Source organism: Desulfovibrio sp. SGI.230 (genome assembly GCF_050313065.1).
GTDB lineage: Bacteria > Desulfobacterota > Desulfovibrionia > Desulfovibrionales > Desulfovibrionaceae > Desulfovibrio.
The window spans coordinates 55,088-72,820 of sequence record NZ_JBNPKS010000014.1 but is presented as its reverse complement, the minus strand read 5'-3'; the positions used below and the strand labels follow the sequence as shown (position 1 = coordinate 72,820).

Annotated in this window: 14 protein-coding genes; 6 read left to right on the top strand and 8 right to left on the bottom strand. The window is 64.0% G+C overall.

Annotated elements, in window-relative coordinates:
• Positions 1-298: 298 nt before the first annotated feature.
• The 7 genes from ACQRAG_RS10255 to htpG all read right to left on the bottom strand — a co-directional run bounded on the left by ACQRAG_RS10255 (position 299) and on the right by htpG (position 8,866).
• A complete protein-coding gene (locus tag ACQRAG_RS10255) occupies positions 299-718 on the bottom strand; it encodes a DVU_2496 family lipoprotein (protein ID WP_302260998.1) in 420 nt (139 codons plus the stop codon).
• Between the two features lie 139 nt (positions 719-857).
• Positions 858-1,724: a zinc metalloprotease HtpX gene (locus ACQRAG_RS10250; RefSeq protein ID WP_204626662.1), complete on the bottom strand. Its 867-nt coding sequence runs from the start codon at positions 1,722-1,724 to the stop codon at positions 858-860.
• A 379-nt stretch (positions 1,725-2,103) separates the two neighbouring features.
• Entirely contained in the window at positions 2,104-3,297 is a 1,194-nt protein-coding gene (gene argJ, locus ACQRAG_RS10245) for a bifunctional glutamate N-acetyltransferase/amino-acid acetyltransferase ArgJ (protein WP_427803952.1), read from the bottom strand.
• A gap of 137 nt (positions 3,298-3,434) precedes the next feature.
• Positions 3,435-5,513 (bottom strand): elongation factor G, encoded by a 2,079-nt coding sequence (gene fusA / locus ACQRAG_RS10240; protein WP_168934913.1) that lies wholly within the window; start codon positions 5,511-5,513, stop codon positions 3,435-3,437.
• A gap of 84 nt (positions 5,514-5,597) precedes the next feature.
• Positions 5,598-6,068, bottom strand: a complete 471-nt coding sequence (gene rpsG, locus ACQRAG_RS10235) for a 30S ribosomal protein S7 (RefSeq protein ID WP_006007647.1) — start codon at positions 6,066-6,068, stop codon at positions 5,598-5,600.
• Between the two features lie 119 nt (positions 6,069-6,187).
• Positions 6,188-6,559 (bottom strand): 30S ribosomal protein S12, encoded by a 372-nt coding sequence (gene rpsL, locus ACQRAG_RS10230; RefSeq protein WP_006007654.1) that lies wholly within the window; start codon positions 6,557-6,559, stop codon positions 6,188-6,190.
• A 360-nt stretch (positions 6,560-6,919) separates the two neighbouring features.
• Positions 6,920-8,866 carry a molecular chaperone HtpG gene (htpG, locus tag ACQRAG_RS10225; protein WP_204626410.1) on the bottom strand — a complete coding sequence of 649 codons (1,947 nt, stop codon included), beginning with the start codon at positions 8,864-8,866 and terminating at the stop codon, positions 6,920-6,922.
• Between the two features lie 124 nt (positions 8,867-8,990).
• On the opposite strand from htpG, the gene ACQRAG_RS10220 reads away from it, so the two are divergent.
• The 3 genes from ACQRAG_RS10220 (at position 8,991) to ACQRAG_RS10210 (ending at position 12,059) form a co-directional block, all read left to right on the top strand.
• On the top strand, positions 8,991-10,304 hold the full coding sequence (locus ACQRAG_RS10220) for a cytochrome ubiquinol oxidase subunit I (RefSeq protein WP_168934915.1): 1,314 nt from the start codon (positions 8,991-8,993) through the stop codon (positions 10,302-10,304).
• A 3-nt stretch (positions 10,305-10,307) separates the two neighbouring features.
• A complete protein-coding gene (gene cydB, locus ACQRAG_RS10215; RefSeq protein ID WP_297158470.1) occupies positions 10,308-11,342 on the top strand; it encodes a cytochrome d ubiquinol oxidase subunit II in 1,035 nt (344 codons plus the stop codon).
• 279 nt (positions 11,343-11,621) lie between these two features.
• On the top strand, positions 11,622-12,059 hold the full coding sequence (locus tag ACQRAG_RS10210; protein ID WP_168934917.1) for an Lrp/AsnC family transcriptional regulator: 438 nt from the start codon (positions 11,622-11,624) through the stop codon (positions 12,057-12,059).
• Between the two features lie 205 nt (positions 12,060-12,264).
• Here the strand turns inward: ACQRAG_RS10210 and ACQRAG_RS10205 are convergent, their stop codons facing one another.
• Entirely contained in the window at positions 12,265-13,050 is a 786-nt protein-coding gene (locus ACQRAG_RS10205; RefSeq protein WP_427803953.1) for an MBL fold metallo-hydrolase, read from the bottom strand.
• A gap of 485 nt (positions 13,051-13,535) precedes the next feature.
• Here ACQRAG_RS10205 and ACQRAG_RS10200 point away from each other — a divergent pair, with 485 nt between their 5' ends.
• The 3 genes from ACQRAG_RS10200 (at position 13,536) to ACQRAG_RS10190 (ending at position 17,709) form a co-directional block, all read left to right on the top strand.
• The gene (locus tag ACQRAG_RS10200; RefSeq protein WP_427803954.1) at positions 13,536-14,495 is read left to right on the top strand and encodes an alpha/beta hydrolase; all 960 of its coding nucleotides are present in this window, start codon (positions 13,536-13,538) and stop codon (positions 14,493-14,495) included.
• A 498-nt stretch (positions 14,496-14,993) separates the two neighbouring features.
• On the top strand, positions 14,994-15,449 hold the full coding sequence (locus tag ACQRAG_RS10195) for a type III secretion system chaperone (RefSeq protein WP_006007678.1): 456 nt from the start codon (positions 14,994-14,996) through the stop codon (positions 15,447-15,449).
• Between the two features lie 10 nt (positions 15,450-15,459).
• Positions 15,460-17,709, top strand: a complete 2,250-nt coding sequence (locus ACQRAG_RS10190) for an inositol phosphate phosphatase SopB (protein ID WP_427803955.1) — start codon at positions 15,460-15,462, stop codon at positions 17,707-17,709.
• The last annotated feature ends 24 nt before the right edge of the window (positions 17,710-17,733 follow it).

Sequence of the window (17,733 nt, the reverse complement as noted above, 5' to 3'; positions counted from 1 at the left end):
GGGCGTCAGGAAGGGCGTAGGGCGTCAGGAAGGGCGTAGGGCGTCAGGAAGGGCGTAGGGCGTCAGGAAGGGCGTAGGGCGTCAGGAAGGGCGTAGGGCGTCAGGAAGGGGGGAGGGGATGCGGGATGGACTGGGGAAGGGGGGGCCGGTGTTCGATGCCGCCCGTGCTGGTCATAAAAAAGCGCTCCGTCCTTCAAGGAGGGAGCGCTTTGGCTGTTTGCATTGAGGCACAAAGGAAGTCCGCCAGGCCTGTGACGGCATGGGACCTTGTGCAGGGCTGCTCCGGTAGGGGGACAGGCTATTTCTTGTCCGGGTCTTCCGTTTCGGCCTTGCTCACCCAGTCCACCAGACGGGCCATGCGGGCCAGGCTGTAATGGCCGGGTTCGGGCTGCTGGCCGATCTCCTGCAGGGTGCCGTTGAGGCGGTAGATGCGCCAGTCCCCGGCGGGCAGGGCACCGTTGTCCATGGCGGTCTTCAGACCGGCACGGGCTTCTTCGGGCGAGCAGAACAGGGGGAAGTCCTGCACGGCCGGGTCGAGGACGACCATGGAGCCGCCCGCGATGTCGATGATGTAATTGCCCGGAGCCACGGTGTAGACTTCCTGGCAGTCACGATCGGGCGGCAGGGGGGCCGTATTGGGGCCTGTGGTGGCACAGCCGCCCAGCATCAGAAGGGACCCAAGCAGGGCGGGGGCAAGGATCACGGGGAAACGTTTCATGTCATTCTCCTGCCGGGCGTACCGGCATCAGATTCGCCCCCGGGCACGACAAAAGCGGGCAGGTGGCGTCATTGCTGACTACACACCAAGCCCGCTTTTTTGTCAAAAGGTTCGTATGCCGGAGAGGCGGGGATGGCCGTTAGCGGGCCTGACGGCTCATCTCCTGCAGACGGGCGATGCGTTCTTCCAGCGGCGGGTGCGTGCTGAACAGGTTGGCCATGCTGCCGCCGCCGAAGCCGAACAGCGGCGAGACGATGAACATCTGCTCGGTGCTGGGGTTGCCGTTCTGCATGGGGATCTGTCCGCTGGCCACGCCCAGCTTGTGCAGGGCACCGGCCAGGGCCAGGGGCTGGCCGCAGATGCGGGCGCCGGTCTCGTCGGCCAGGTACTCACGCGAGCGGGAGATGGCCATCTGGATGATGCTGGCGGCGATGGGGGCCAGGATGGCCAGCAGGAACGCGGCGATGGGGTTGGTGCCGCCTTCCTCGTCATTGCTGCTGCCGCCGAAGATGGCGGCGAACTGCATGAAGTTGGCGATGCTGACGATGACCGAGGCCAGCACACCGGCGATGGTCTGGATCAGGATGTCACGGTTGGCGATGTGGCCGATCTCGTGGGCGATGACGCCGCGCAGCTCTTCGGGGCTGAGGATGCGCATGATGCCGTCGGTGACGGCCACCACACCGTGCTCGGGGTCGCGGCCGGTGGCGAAGGCGTTGGGCGCGTCTTCGGGGATGACACAGACGCGGGGCTTGGGGATGCCGGCATTGGCGGAAAGCTCGGCCACCATGCGGTGCAACATGGGGGCTTCGTCTTCGGACAGCTCGCGGGCCTGGTACATGGAGAGCACGATCTTGTCCGAATACCAGTAGGAACCCACGTTCATGATCATGGCGATCACGAAGGCGATGATGATGCCGGTGCGGCCGCCCATGATGCCGCCCAGGCCGATGATGATGGCGGAAAGCAGGGCGAGAAGCAGCACGGTCTTGATCTGGCTGGTCATGGTATCTCCTTGATGTGCGAGGTAGGGATTCGCTCACTGTAGATAAGCATGCGTCAGCAAAGTGGCAAGAGGTGGGAAAAAGTCAGGATGTCCGAAGCAGGGAAGACGGAGAGGCTGCTGCCTAGCAGTATAGGAGGATCGCTTGTACGGCAAGCCCGATTGGCGGGGAGGAAGCTGGGGAAGGGCGGCAGGAATGGCCGGAGAAATAGATGTCCCTGCGACAGAAAAGGAGAGGCGGGGAAGCACGGCGATGCCGTGTTTCTCCGCCTCTCCCTGATAAAGCGCGTTTGGGGAGGAAGGGGGGAGTTTGAGGGGGGAAGGAGGCCCTTTTGGCGCTGGCAAAGGGCCTCCTTCCCCCCTCATAAAAAAACTTTCTCGCTTACGAGCGGTAATCGGCGTTGAGGCTGACGTATTCGTGGCCGAGGTCGGAGGCGCGCAGATCGTAGCAGCCGTCGCCCAGACCCATATGGATCTCCACCGGGATGTCGGTGGCCTTGAGCAGCTCGGAAAGCTCGGCTTCCTTGTCGCCGTTGACGGGCTGGCCGTCGCGGAAACGCTCGATGCCGCAGAGCACCAGGCGCACGCGGCTGGGGTCCACCTGGGCCCCGCTGCGGCCCACAGCGGCCACGATGCGGCCCCAGTTGGCGTCCTGGCCGTAGATGGCTGTCTTGACCAGCTGGGAATGGCCCACGGTGCGGGCGATGCGGCAGGCGTCCTCATCGGAGGCGGCGCCGCTCACGGTGATGTGCATGACCTTGCTGGCACCTTCGCCGTCCTTGACCAGCATGTAGGAGATCTGGCCCAGGATGTCGGTAAGGCCCTTTTCCAGCAGGGCGGCGTCCTCACCTTCGGCACGGATGCCGGAAGCGCCGTTGGCCAGGCCGAGGATGGTGTCGTTGGTGGAGGTGTCGCCGTCCACGCTGACGCGGTTGAAGGTCTTGTCCACGGCGCGGGCGAACATGGCCTGCCAGGTCTCGCGGTCCACATCGGCGTCGGTGAGCATGACGGCCAGCATGGTGGCCATGTTGGGGCAGATCATGCCAGCGCCCTTGGCCATGCCGGTAAGGCGCACGGTGCCGCCGGACAGGGGCACGGTGATGCTGGCGAACTTGGGAAAGGCGTCGGTGGTCATGAACGCGCGGGTAAAGCCTTCGGCATCGCGGCTGCCCAGGCTTTCCACCAGGGAGGGCACGGCCTCGCGCCAGCGGTCCATCTTGAGCTGGTCGCCGATGACGCCGGTGGACATGGGCATGATCTCATGCGGGGCCAGCCCGGTGAGGGCGGCGACCATGCGTCGGGTCTCGAGGCAATTCTCCAGGCCTTCGTCGCCGGTGCAGGCATTGGCCTGGCCGGAGTTGGCCATCACGGCGCGGCAGGTGCCGTACTCGCGCAGGGTCTGCTGGCAGACCTGCACGGGGGCGGCCTTGAAGGCATTGGTGGTGAACAGGCCCGCCAGTACGGCGGGACGGTCGGAAACAATCAGCCCCAGGTCGTCGCGGCCGGCTTTTTTGAAACCGGCGGCAGCGGCCCCGGCGGAGAAGCCGAGGGGCAGGTCGTTGCGCGTATCGCTCATGGGAACATCCTTTCCGGTCATGGGCTTCCGGGAGGAAAACGATGAAAAAAAGGCGGGGATCTTGCCTTGCAAAATCCCCGCCGTCATATCAAGCAACCAGCGCTGTCCGGTCTTTGTGGGAACGGACGTTCAGGACGCTAGTTTTTGCTCTTCTGGATCTCGTCGGCGATAGCCTGGGGCACACGCTCGTAGTGATCGAACTGCATGGTGAAGGTAGCGCGGCCCTGGGTACGGGAGCGCAGGTCGGTGGCGTAACCGAACATGGAGGCCAGGGGCACCTGGGCACGCACGCTCTGAGCACCGCCGGCGCGGGCTTCCATGCTCTGCACGCGACCACGACGGCCGTTGAGGTCGCCCATCACGTCGCCGAGGTATTCTTCGGGGGTGACCACTTCCACGTCCATGATGGGTTCCAGCAGGACCGGGCCGGCCTTCTGCATGGCGTCCTTGATGGCCATGGAACCGGCCACGTAGAAGGCCTGTTCGGAGGAGTCCACTTCGTGGTAGCTACCGAAGACCAGGTTGACCTTCAGGTCCACGCAGGGGAAGCCGGCCAGCACGCCGGACTTCATGGCATCCTGGATACCCTTGTCGATGGCGGGGATGTATTCCTTGGGGATCACGCCGCCGGTGATGGAGTTGATGAACTCGTAACCCTTGCCCGGGTTGGGTTCCACCTCGATCACGCAGTGACCGTACTGACCGCGACCACCAGACTGCTTGGCATGCTTCATGTCGGTCTTGGCAGGCTTGGAGATGGTTTCGCGGTAGGCCACCTGGGGCTTGCCCACGTTGGCGTTGACGTTGAATTCGCGGGTCAGGCGGTCAACGATGATTTCCAGATGCAGTTCGCCCATGCCGGCGATCAGGGTCTGGTTGGTTTCTTCGTCGCCCTTGACGCGGAAGGAGGGGTCTTCCTTGGCCAGCTTGTTCAGAGCGGCGGACAGAGCATCACGGTCGGCCTTGGTCTTGGGCTCGATGGCCACTTCGATGACGGGCTCGGGGATGTTCAGGGATTCCAGGATCACCGGGCGCTTTTCGTCGCACAGGGTGTCACCGGTGGAGGCGTTCTTCAGGCCCACCAGAGCCACGATGTCACCGGCGCCGGCCCACTTGATGTCTTCACGCTTGTTGGCGTGCATCTTCAGGATACGGCCGATGCGTTCCTTCTTGCCGGTGTTGGCGTTGTACACGCTGGTACCGGATTCCAGGCAGCCGGAGTAGATGCGGAAGAAGGACAGGTGACCGATGAAGGGGTCGGAGAACAGCTTGAACACCAGGCCGGCAAGGGGTTCCTTGTCGTCGCAGGGGCATTCGATCAGGTGTTCTTCGTTGCCGGGCTCATGGCCGGTCATGACGGCGATGTCCACGGGGGAGGGCAGGTAGTCCACCACGGCGTCCAGCAGGGGCTGCACGCCCATGTTGCGGAAAGCGGAACCGCAGAGCACGGGCACGATGTTGCGGGCGATGGTGGCCTTGCGGATGCAGGAAATGATCTCTTCGCGGGTCAGATCTTCGCCGCCCAGGTACTTTTCCAGCAGGGCTTCATCTTCTTCGGCCACGGCTTCGATGAGTTCGTGGCGCTTTTCTTCGTACAGGTCCTTCAGTTCGGCGGGCACGTCTTCTTCGGTGAACTGGGCGCCCTTGGAGGACTTGTCGAAGCGGTGGGCCTTGCCTTCGATGAGGTCCACGACGCCTTCGAACTTGTCTTCAGCGCCGATGGGCAGCTGCAGGGGCACGGCCTTGGCGCCCAGGCGTTCGTGGATCATGCCCACGCAGCGGAAGAAGTTGGCACCGATGCGGTCCATCTTGTTCACGAAGCAGATGCGGGGCACGTGGTAGCGGTCGGCCTGACGCCACACGGTTTCGGACTGGGGCTCAACGCCGGCCACGGCGTCGAACACGCACACGGCACCGTCCAGCACGCGCAGGGAACGTTCCACTTCGATGGTGAAGTCCACGTGGCCGGGGGTGTCGATGATGTTGATGCGGCAGTCCTTCCAGAAGCAGGTGGTGGCGGCGGAGGTGATGGTGATGCCGCGCTCCTGTTCCTGTTCCATCCAGTCCATGGTGGACTCACCGTCGTGGGTTTCGCCGATCTTGTGGGAAACACCGGTGTAGAAAAGGATGCGTTCGGTGGTGGTGGTTTTGCCGGCGTCAATATGGGCCATGATGCCGATATTGCGCTGTTTGTCTACGGGGGTGGTGCGGGACACGTTATCCTCCAGAAAAGGGGCAGTGGGGCGGGGGGAAAAGCGCCGCGCCCTTGCGGGCGCGGCAGCAGTCACTCGGAATCGAGCTTACCAGCGGTAGTGGGCGAAAGCCTTGTTGGCTTCGGCCATACGGTGGGTATCTTCGCGCTTTTTCACCGCGCCGCCGCGACCGTTGTAGGCGTCCAGCAGTTCAGCGGAAAGCTTGGAGGTCATGCCCTTTTCGCCGCGCGAACGGGCATAGTTGATCAGCCAGCGGATGGACAGGGAAATCTGACGTTCGGGACGGACTTCCATGGGCACCTGGTAGGTAGCACCGCCCACGCGGCGGGCCTTGACTTCCAGATGGGGCTTGACGTTGTCCAGGGCCTTTTCAAAGGCGCGCATGGGTTCTTCACCGGTCTTTTCGCCCAGGGTTTCCAGCGAGCTGTAGAAAATCTTTTCAGCAGCGCCCTTCTTGCCGTCGTACATGAGACGGTTCACGAACTTGGTGACCAGACGGCTGTTGTACAGCGGATCGGGCAGCACTTCCCTCTTCGGGACAGGACCTTTACGGGGCATGATATTCTCCTTGAGAATCTCTGTGTTTCGGCGTCACCAGCCCCGCAGCGCCCCGGCGCGCCGTGAGAGGGCAGCCTGGGTGCGTTGCATGACGTACGCCGGAGTTAGCAAAAAATAACCTATTTGGGACGCTTGGCGCCGTACTTGGAACGGCTCTTGCGACGGTCGGCCACACCGGAGGTATCCAGGGTGCCGCGCACGATGTGGTAACGGACACCGGGCAAGTCTTTCACACGACCGCCGCGGATGAGCACCACGGAGTGTTCCTGCAGGTTGTGGCCTTCGCCGGGGATGTAGGCCGTCACTTCGATGCCGTTGGTCAGGCGCACACGGGCGACCTTACGCAGAGCGGAGTTAGGCTTCTTGGGGGTGGTGGTGTACACACGGGTGCACACGCCGCGGCGCTGGGGGCAAGCCTGCAGGGCCGGGGTCTTCTTGCGCTTCACCACCGCAGTCCGCTCGATGCGGATGAGCTGGTTGATAGTAGGCATAGTTTCCTCCAAAGTTTCACTGCCTGCCCAAGACGGACAGGCAGCGCATGAATGCCGTAGAGCGGCAACACATACAATGCACGGACGCGCTTGTCAAGTCCTGACGCCCCAACTTTACGGCAGGAAGGCGGGACGGCGGCGAATCGTCGACGAAGTGCCGCAGCCGCAGGGCAGGGCGAGTCCCCTTTTTATGGATGCGGCGGCCGGAGCAGGGGGGATGACAGCAAAATCGCCGCAGGCGCAAGGCCTGCGGCGATCCCCGGTACGGGGGGATGCCCGGCCCCTGAGCGGGGCCGGACATCCTGCGAGGAGGAACGTCCGCCGGTGTCCTGCCGGCGGGCGGGGTGTGTCGTCGGCGGGTTACAGCTTTTTCACTTCCACGTACCAGGCCGCGGCCTGTTCCAGCAGATGGCTGCTGCGGCCGGCCAGCATCTGGGCATCGCGCAGGTAGCCTTCCTGGAGCATGCAGGCGTCGAAGAGGTTCTCCACCATGCCGGCCAGGGTCTTGTCCTGGGGATCGGCCTTGAACATCTTGAGCAGGCTGCGCAGCAGCACGTGGTCGCGGTTGACTTCCAGCACCTTGACGGGCAGGGAGTCGTCCTTTTGCATGGCGCGCATGAGTTTTTCCATGGACGAGGTCATGCCGTCGGGCGAGACCAGCACGGCCGGGCTGTCGGCCAGGCGGTGGGAGACGCGCACGTCGGCCACGCGTTCGCCCAGGATTTCCTTGATGCGTTCCAGCAGCTTGTCGAAGCTGGCGTTGTCGTCGTCGGAAAGGGGCGCGGCGGCGGGCTTTTCGCTGTCGGCCTTGTCGGCGAAGGCGTCCAGGGCGTCATCGGCGGCGTTCTCGATGGCCTTGAATTCCCAGTCCTTGTACTTGCCCATGCCTTCCATGACGAACTCGTCCACGGGCTCGTAGAGGAAGAGCACTTCGATGCCCTTGCGGGTGAAGCGTTCCAGGTGCGGGCTCAGGCGGGCGGCCTCACGGTTGGGCGCGGAGACGTACCAGAAGGTCTTCTGGCCTTCGGGAGCGCGGGACATGTATTCGTCCAGGCTGGAGAGGGCTTCGCCGTCGTCCAGGGCCGAGGTGTTGAAGCGCAGCAGACCGGCGATGCGTTCGCGGTTGGCGAAGTCCTGGTAGGAGAGCTTGAAGATGCGGCCGTGCAGGCGCCAGAAGGCGGCGTACTTCCCGGCATCCTTGGCGGCCAGCTTTTCCAGGTGGCTCAGGGTCTGCTTGATGATGGTCTGGTTGATCTTGCGCAGGACCACGTTTTCCTGAAGGGTCTCGCGGGAGATGTTGAGGGGCAGGTCCTCGGTGTCCACCACGCCCTTGAGGAAGGCCAGCCAGTCGGGGATCAGTTCCTTGTTGCGGTGCTGGATGAGCACGCGGCTGGCGTAGAGATCCAGGCCCCAGAAATCACGGTCGAGGCCGAAGAGGTCCTGACGCGCGTCGGGGATGTAGAGCAGGGCGTTGAACTGCACGGGCGCGTCCACGGAGATGTGCAGCACGTCCAGCGGCGCCTTGCTGTCATAGGTCAGGGCCTGGTAGAAGGCATCGTACTGTTCCTTGGTGACGGAGGACTTGGGCTCGCGCCACAGGGCGGGCTGGGTGTTGACCTGCTCGCCGTCCACCAGCACGGGGAAGGGCACGAAGGCCGAATGCTTGCGGATGACGGATTCCACGCGGAACTTTTCGAGGAACTCCGCGGCGTCTTCCTTGAGGTGGGCCACGATGCGCGTGCCGCGCTGCGGGGCGTCGTCACCGGCGGGGGCCACGGTGTAGGTGCCCAGGCCGTCGCTGGTCCAGGTGGCGGCGCTGTCGTCATCGCCGAAGGCCGGGCGCGAGGTCACGTCCACCTTTTCGGCCACCATGAACACGGAATAGAAGCCCACGCCGAAGCGGCCGATGATGTTGGCGGCATCGGCTTTTTCGCCGTCGGCCTTGGCTTCCTCGGCAGCCAGCTGGGCGCGGAAGGCCTCGGTGCCGGATTTGGCGATGGTGCCCAGGTTCTCGGCCAGTTCGGCGGCGGTCATGCCCAGGCCGGTGTCCTCGATGGTCAGGGTCTTGGCGTCCTTGTCGAGGCTGATGCGGATCTCCAGCGGCAGGTCGTCATGGCGCGGGGTCTCGCCCCGGTTGCTGCGGAAGCGCAGTTTGTCCAGGGCGTCGGAAGCGTTGGAGATGAGCTCGCGGAGAAAGATCTCGCGATTGGTATACAGAGAATTGGTGAGAATGCTCAGCACTTTGCGCACTTCGGCGCGAAATTCACAGGATTGAGCCGTATTTTCCGGCATGATGACAACCTCCATGGATACTTGCTGGGGAATAAGTAATCTTTCCCAATCAGCCGTCAAGGCCTTGCAGGGCCTAAACTTTGTCTTGCTTTTCGCTAAGGATAACGGTATGCAGATCGCTCCATAAGGAGGACGATCTATGGATGATGTCATTCTGCTTTCGCGGCTACAGTTCGCCGTGGCCGTCTTTTTCCACTTCATCTTCGTGCCGCTGACGCTGGGCCTGTCCCTGCTCATCGCGCTGATGGAGACCCGCTATGTGCGCACCGGGGATGAGGTCTGGCGCAAGCATGCCAAGTTCTGGGGCAAACTTTTCATCATCAACTTCACCCTGGGCGTGGTGACGGGCATCACCCTGGAATTCCAGTTCGGGACCAACTGGGCCCGGTATTCGGAATACGTGGGCGACATCTTCGGCTCCCTGCTGGCCATCGAAGCCACTGTGGCCTTCTTCCTGGAGTCCACGTTCCTGGCTGTCTGGCATTTCGGCTGGCATCGCGTGGGCAAGAAGACCCATCTGCTGGCCATCTGGCTGGTGGTGCTGGCCGGCAACCTGTCCGCCCTGTGGATCATCCTGGCCAACGGCTTCATGCAGAACCCGCTGGGCTATGTGATCCAGAACGGCCGCGCCGAACTGGCCGACTTCATGGCCGTGGTCACCAACCCCTACGCCTGGGGCATGTACGCCCACACCCTGCTCTCCGCCTGGACGCTGTCCTGCTTCTTCGTGCTGGGCGTGTCTTCCTGGCACCTGCTGCGCAAGAGCAACGTGGAATTCTTCCGCCGCTCCTTCCGCATGACCGCTCCCATTTGTCTGGTGCTGGTGCTGGCTCTCGCCCTGAGCGGCGACATCCAGGGCAAGGTGGTGTCCGAACTGCAGCCCGCCAAGCTGGCCGCCATGGAATCCCACTGGGAGACCACCAAGAACGCTCCCTTCTATCTGGCCGTGGTGCCGGACGAAGCCAACGAGACCAACTCCGTGGAAGCCATCGGCATCCCCGGCCTGCTGAGCTGGATCTCCTACGGCGACGCCGATGCCGAAGTGAAGGGCCTCAAGGACTTCCCCAAGGAAGACCGTCCGCCGGTCACGCCCGTGTTCTGGGGCTTCCGCGCCATGATCTTCTTTGGTGTCATCTTCCTGGCCCTGGCCGCCTGGGCCACGCTGCAGCGTAACCGCGAGACCATCAACCCCACGCTCATGCGTGCCCTGGTGTGGTGCATCCCGCTGCCCTACATCAGCATCGCCATGGGCTGGCTGGTGGCGGAAATGGGCCGTCAGCCCTGGATCGTCTACGGTCTGATGCGCACCAGCGACGCCGTGTCGCCGGTGCCCGCCGAGCATGTGTCCACGTCGCTGCTGGCCTTCATCATCGTTTACAGCGTGCTGGGCCTTCTGGACATTTTCCTGCTGCGCAAGTACGCCATCAAGGGCCCGCAGGGGCAGGAGGACTAAGTCATGCTGGAAACCTTGCAAGTAATCTGGTTCATCCTGTGGGCGCTGCTCTGGGCCGTGTATTTCGTCCTGGACGGCTTCGACCTGGGTCTGGGCAGCCTGCTGCCCTTCATCGGCAGCAATGAGGAAGAACGCCGCATCATGTACAACGCTGCCGGTCCCTTCTGGGACGGCAACGAAGTGTGGCTGATCTCCGCCGGCGGCGTGACCTTCGCGGCCTTCCCCAAGGTCTATGCCGTGATGTTCAGCGCCCTGTACGCTCCCCTGCTGATCCTGCTGTTCGCCCTGATCTTCCGCGCCGTGTCCTTCGAGTTCCGCGGCAAGGTGGAAAGCGGCGTGTGGCGCGGCTTCTGGGATCTGGTCCACTTCCTGTCCAACCTGGTGCCCTCCCTGCTGCTGGGCGTGACCTTCGCCAACCTGTTCATGGGCATCCCCATCGACGGTGAAGGCGTGTTCCACGGCACGCTCATGGGCCTGGTCAACGGCTACGGCATCGCCGGCGCCATCTTCTTCCTGGTAATGTTCATGCTGCACGGTTCCCTGTGGCTGGCCATCAAGAGCCAGGGCGAACTGCAGACCCGCGCCGTGGCCAGCGCCAACCTGCTCTGGCCCGTGATGCTCATCCTGCTGGTGGCCTTCCTGGTGCTGACCTTCTTCAACACCGACCTGTTCAGCAACTACTGGAGCAATCCGCTGCTGCTCCTGCTGCCCGTGGTGGCCCTGGCCGGTCTGCTGGGCGTGCGCTGCATGCTGCGCCGCGGCCAGCTGTGGAAGGCCTGGATGTGCAGCGCCGTGTACATCATCGGTGTGACCTTCTTCGGCGTCATGGGCATGTTCCCGCGCATGCTCATCTCGTCCATCGATCCCACCGCCACCCTGACGGCCTTCAATGCCTCCTCGTCCGAGCTGACCCTCAAGATCATGCTGGGCGTGGCTCTGGTCATGGTGCCCATCGTGCTGCTGTACCAGTTCTGGGTCTACCGCCTGTTCTCCCACAGCCTGAGCGCTGAAGACCTGAAGGACGAGCACGCTTACTAGCAGCGACGATCCGTCCGCCTCATCGAGCCCGGCAGACAGGCATGCCCTGTCCGCCGGGCTTTTTTCATGCCCGCTGCCGGGATAGGCGGGTAACGGGTCGCCTTCGCGGCCGGGGAGGCCGCCTGCCGTCATGTGGCAACGAAAGCGGACTGTGCTGCGGAAGGGGCGGAAGACGGGCAGGAAAAGCGGAGGGCAAAGATGCCGTCTTGCCGTCAGGAGGACGGAGATTTGCTTTTGGCCTGTTTATCCGGGAAGATGGCGGGGCAGAGCGGAGGCCGTATGAAGACCAAGATAGATGCAACGGATGTGAGGATCGTCGAAGAACTCAGGAAGAACGCGCGCATCACCATGAAGGAACTGGGCGCGCGGGTCTTCCTCACCGGGCAGGCCGTCAGGAACAGGGTGGAACGGCTGGAGGACATGGGCATCCTTCAGCGCTACACCATCAACGTCAATTGCCCGGTCTTCGGCTACAAGGTCCATGCCGTCATCCGGGTGCAGCTCAGGCATGGCCCTGTGGAGGCCCTGAAGGCCTGCTGCCGCAAGGAGGGCAGGCGCACCATCCATTGCTATCGCACCACAGGCGACAACCTCTATTTCCTCGACATGTATTTTCTGGACATGGAGGCCCTGGATGCCTTCCTGGCCGAGGTGGAACCGCTGGGCAGCTACGAGCTGCATGTGGTCCTTCGGGAAGCGGAAGATCTGGCGGAATGAAGGCCCCCGCCGGAGGGGGAAGGGGAAGGAAGGCGTTCTGCCTGGGGACCGGCGGGGACCTGATTCGGGGAGGGCACAGGGCAGGGGCGCCGGGCGGAGCCGTGGCCCTGCCGGAGCGCAGGCACCGTGGCGGGACGGATCCCTCCTGCCTGCCACGCTATGCGTCAGCCCGTCCGTCTGCGGGCCGTACGGAGTTTTCCTGCCGTTAAAAATCGGCGCTCTGGCCGTCGTCGGGCATGAAGACGGCCTCCCGGATGCCGCGACGGCGCAGGGCCTGGTCCATGTCCTGCCGGGTCAGGGCCGCATGGGGCACGGTGTCCATATGGCTGACGATGATCCGCGCTTCCGGGCGGGCGGCGTGCAGGGCGGCCACGTCCGCGTCGTCCATGATCAGGCGGCCCTCGTCCAGCAGTTCGGCCGCGCAGGCATTGACCACGACCACATCGGGCCGGTAACGGCGCAGGCTTTCGGCCACACCGTCGAACCAGATGGTGTCACCGGCCACATAGAGCGTCTTTTCGTCAGGATGCCGGAAGACCACGCCGCAGGACGGCCCGCAGGGGATGATGGTGCCGTGGCGTCCGGGCGTCTTGCTGAGGCGGATGCCCGCAAAGACGGTCTCCTCTCCCAGCACTTCCACCCGGGCGAAGCCGGAGCGCCGGAGCACGGCGGCATCCTCTTCGCTCTGCACGAACACGGGCACCGCCTTGTCCAGCGGCGCGCCCACGCTGCCGTCGGCGGCCATGTCGATATGGTCGGGATGCACATGGGTCACGATATAGGCATCCACACCGGTCAGGATGTCGGCCACCGGCATGGGCAGGTCGCACAGGGGCAGGGGCAGGTCCAGCCGTTCGGGGCGGCAGCGGAATATGGGATAGTCGCGGAACGTCCCCATGCTGCCCCTGGGCGCCAGCCAGGGGTCGGTGAGGAAGGTCTTGCCGGCGTAGCGGATGCGGACCATGGCGTTGCGGATCTGCTGTATCTTCATCTGGGTCACCTCTCTGGGATGTTGTTGCGGAGTCCCGGTATCCGGAGGGAAAGGTATCAGGGACGCCGGGGCCGGGCCAGAAGCCGGGCCAAGAAATGCGTGCCGTTTTCTTGAAAAAATCAAGTGGCGCGGCGCGAACGCCACGAGGCGCACGTTTGATGGGCTTCCCTTTCTTGCAAGGCACTGCTGGGGCCTTCCGTGCCGGAGCTGTGTGCCCAGGCGGGACATATGTTGGCTTATCCATGCCTTATTTCTATGGTGAAACATTCGATATAGGTATTTGTCATGGATAGGAGCTGCGGCTACACAGAAAAGAACGCCGGTAGGCACGTTCCTGCCGGACAACTTTAAGCCGGAGCGACATGATGAGCATGTGCAAAACACTGGCGGCGACGATCCTGGCAGGCACGATGCTGTTTGCCGGATCTGCGGCCGCAGCAGACAAGGCCCCCTCTGGCACGGCTTCTTCCAAGGATGGTAAGGCTATGGAACTGGTACAGGAATGGGACAAGGTCTTTCCCAGGAGCGACAAAGTGGAACACCGCAAGGTGACCTTCCGCACCCGTTACGGCACTGTCCTGGCGGGCGATCTGTACGTGCCCCGGGATGCCAAGGGCAAGCTGGCGGCCCTGGCCGTGAGCGGCCCCTTTGGCGCGGTGAAGGAACAGGCGTCCGGGCTCTATGCCCAGACCATGGCCGAACGCGGCTTCCTGACGCTGGCCTTCGACCCCTCCTATACGGGCGAGAGCAGCGGCGAGCCGCGTCATGTGGCCTCGCCGGACATCAATACCGAAGACTTCAGCGCCGCGGTGGACTTCCTCACCACGCTGGACGCGGTGGATGCGGAGCGCATCGGCATCATCGGCATCTGCGGTTTTGGCGGCATGGGCCTGAACGCCGCCGCCATAGATACCCGCATCAAGGCCACCGTGGCCGTCACCATGTACGACATGAGCCGCGTCACGGCCAATGGCTATTTTGACGCCATGGATGCCGAGGCCCGCTACGCGCTGCGCCAGCAGCTGAACGCACAGCGCACCCGGGACGCACGTTCCGGCAGCGTCGCACCGTCCGCCACGGGCCTGCCCGAGGCCCTGACGGGCGACGAGCCGCAGTTCGTCAAGGATTACTTCGATTATTACAAGACCAGGCGCGGCTTCCATCCCCGTTCCATCAACTCCAACGGTGCCTGGAACGCCACCTCGGCCCTGTCCTTCCTGAACATGCCGTTGCTGGCCTATGCGGGCGAGATCCGCAGCGCGGTCCTGCTGGTCCACGGGGAAAAGGCCCATTCCCGCTACTTCAGCGAGGATGCCTTCAAGAAGCTCAGCGGTAACAACAAGGAACTGATGATCGTGCCCCGGGCCTCGCATACGGACCTGTACGACCGGGTGGACATCATCCCCTTCGACAGGATCGAGGCGTTTTTCAAAGCCAACCTCTGATACCTCTCTCCCTTCCTTGCTGCATGATGCGGAGCCCCGCTGCCGGGGCTTCGCTTTTTTTGTCCCTGCCGACGGACGCTGGCCCCGCAGCACGACCCTCCGGCCGGGATGGGCCAGATTGCCGGGCCGTCGCCGGTAGGGCTGCCCGCCGGGGCGTCTTGCCGGACCAGGCGCTCCGGTTTCGCCAAGGCCGCCGGGAGGCGGACAGATTGAAAAGTCCAAGCCCCTGGGGGATAATGCCATATGGCTTCCCCTCATCTCGGCCGGGGAGGGCATGGACTTTTGCTTCCCCTCCGGCAGGGCAAGGCGCTCTGCCCGGAGGCGTATGGTGCGCGGGGCCGCTCCGCTGCCATGCCGCGGTTGCTCTCTGGCACTCTTTTTGCTGATTCACTGGTGTAGCCTGTCCGTTGCCAACGCTGTCGGCAGTACCGCCAACATCAGGAACAGGCCGAAAATATCCCCTGAACTTCTTTAGACCTCTGCACGGAAGGAGGCATCATGATAAGCCGCGAGACCGCCAACACGCTTCTGGAAGAATTTTCCCGCCAGCAGGAGATCGAGCCTTTGCAGCTCGATGACGCCAATTACTGCGCCCTGGCTTCGGCCGACGACCATGTGGTGCATCTGCGTTTTGATGAAGGGCAGGGCACGTTCATCGCCTTCGGCAGCATAGGTACGCTTTCCGAGGATGAGGAAGTGGCCCTGCGGGAACTGCGGGCCCTGCTCACCGCCAACCTCATGTGGCAGGATACCCAGGGCGCCACCATCACCCTGGCCCCGGAGAGCGACACCGTGCTGTTGCAGCAGATGTGGCTGCCCGAACAGGCCACGGCGGACAAACTGGATGCCTTCCTGCAATCCTTCGCCCTGTCGCTGGACTTCTGGACGCAGCGTTGCGCGACCCTGGGCGACACCGTGATGGAGAGCGAGCAGCCCTTTTATGTGAAGGTCTAGGAGGGGAGCCATGCCTATCGATTCCATAGCCGGCCTGCGCCACCTGAGTCAGGCCCAGGGCAGTTTCGTCCGCCTCGACCAGAGCACGGACAAGCTCCAGACGACGACCGCCAAGGCCCGTTTCTGGCAGTTGTCGCAACGCAGCCAGGAAAAGGCCGGGAACAGGGCCGCGGCCGAGCGCGTGCGCGACAGCGTCTGCGCCTACTGCGGCAAGGCCGAGGGCACACGTTTGTTCAACCAGTACATCGGCAAGAAGTCCCTGGAGGGCAAGGCCTTCACCGGCGCTAGCCTGTCCAGGCTCCTGGATGCGGCGGCGGAGCGCAACCTGGCCTGCCTGGGGCGCGGCATGGTGGCCACGGGGCGGCGGGCCCTCCGGCCGGAGCTTATGGCGGAGCTGGGCCGGGCCGGTGTGGATCCCGACTATTTCGTCAGCCTGGTGAGCCAGGGCGTGCCTCTGGTGGGGAACGATTTCTGGGGGCAGCAGTCCGTTGCCGAGGGCGAGCGGGAGCTTGCCTCGGTCTCCTGGGCGGTGGACGCCATGCGCAGGGATCTGGACACCTTCCAGGCGGGGCTGCCCGCAGGCGCGGAGGGCGTGGCCGGGGTGCTCCATTGTCTGGAAGGGCTCAAGGCACAGCTGGATACCAAGCGGGACATCATGGCCGCCCAGAAGGAGCAGAGCCCCTTCACGGCCGGGAACGTGCGTCTTGCCTTTCAGCAGACCTATGCCGCCTACGAACGGGTCATAGGGGAGCATGTGCGCCGGACGGGTGTGGAGCTGGGGACCCTGGATCCCGCTTCGGACAAGGGCATGCGCCTTGCGGAACGGGCCCGGGATCTCAGCAGGCTGATGGCGGCCATGCAGGACAAGATGACCGATCCGCCCGAGCTGCGTGGCCTGGCCGACGGGGAACGCGTCCCCGATGCGGTGATGAAGTCCTTCAATGAGCTCCCCGGAGAGCTGGGCAAGGAACTGCACCGGCTGCTGCCCGGCCTGTCGGCGGGGAAGCTGGCCAGGGAGATCAAGGAGGCCCATATCCAGGTGCTCAACGAGCAGGGCTGGGGCGTCATCCGGCGCGATCTGCAATATCTGGGGCGCGGGGGCGCGGGAGTGACGGCCACGTCCACCATCACGCCCGCCTGCCATATCGGTGCGGGCGCACAGCCCGGCCCCATCGGCCGGAGCATGGCCCGGCACGGCATCAATGGCGTCTCCTGCGAGGACAGGGGCCAGCCCAACCATGCCTTGAACCTGGCCCGCACGGAGATCGCCGTGGGCGGCAACACCCTGTTCCGGGGCCTCCGGCACGGTATCAACAGCGCCTATTCCATCAAGAATCCCGCGGCCAGAAGGGCGGCCAACGCCACCCGCGCCACGGAGATCTTCACGGCGGCCCTGCAAAGCTCCCCGAAGCTGGCGGACGTCCAGCGCAGGCTGGCGGTGAACCCCGATGCCGTCATCGACCTGCCTTTGCTTTCCACCAGTCTGGTCACGCCCGATGTGCCGCGCGAGATCTTCGGCACGTCGGAAAAGACCTATCTGGCCGAGCAATGCGCTTCGTGGAAGGATGCCTGCGGGCCTGACGGCACCTGCACGGTGAACGTGGTCCTGCCTGACGGGCAGGAAAGGGCGGTCAAGGTCAGGCCGCAGGTGCTCACCTTCAATTTCGGCGTGAACACCGGCGCGCAGGGCGGGCTCCAGGGCCTGATCGGCGGCTGGGGCACGTCCGACCGGTACAACAGGGAAGCCATGGCCCTGCTTTTCGGGGACGACATGCTCGGCGGGATGGTGGAGACCTATCTTGCGCGGTCGGACATCTCCGCCAGGGACAGGCAGAACATACAGGCCCTGCGCTACGAGATCCACGCGCTCTGGGCCGCCGGAGGCTACAGGATGAGCGGGGCCGACCCCTATCGCCTGCCTGCGCGTCTGGCCATGCTGGGGCACATCATGGGCATGATGCCGCTGTTCAACTGCAAGAGCGGCAAGGACCGCACCGGGCAGATGGACGTGGCCTGCAAGACCCTGGCCCTGCAGATGCACGAGAACGGCGGCCTGCTGCCGCCCTTCAATGCCCCGCGCAGCTCCATGGACCAGCAGATCTTCCAGCAGGTGGCCCTCAACGGCGGCAATCTGGAGATGCAGCGCCTGAACACCGGTCTGGCGGGCTTCAAGACCAAGGGCGTGGCTGGTCTCGATGCCCTGTTCACGGACGAGGCCAGGGAGATCCACCGGGGCCTCAGCAGCTATGTGAAGGCATAAGGCGTCAGTACGACCAGGCTGATC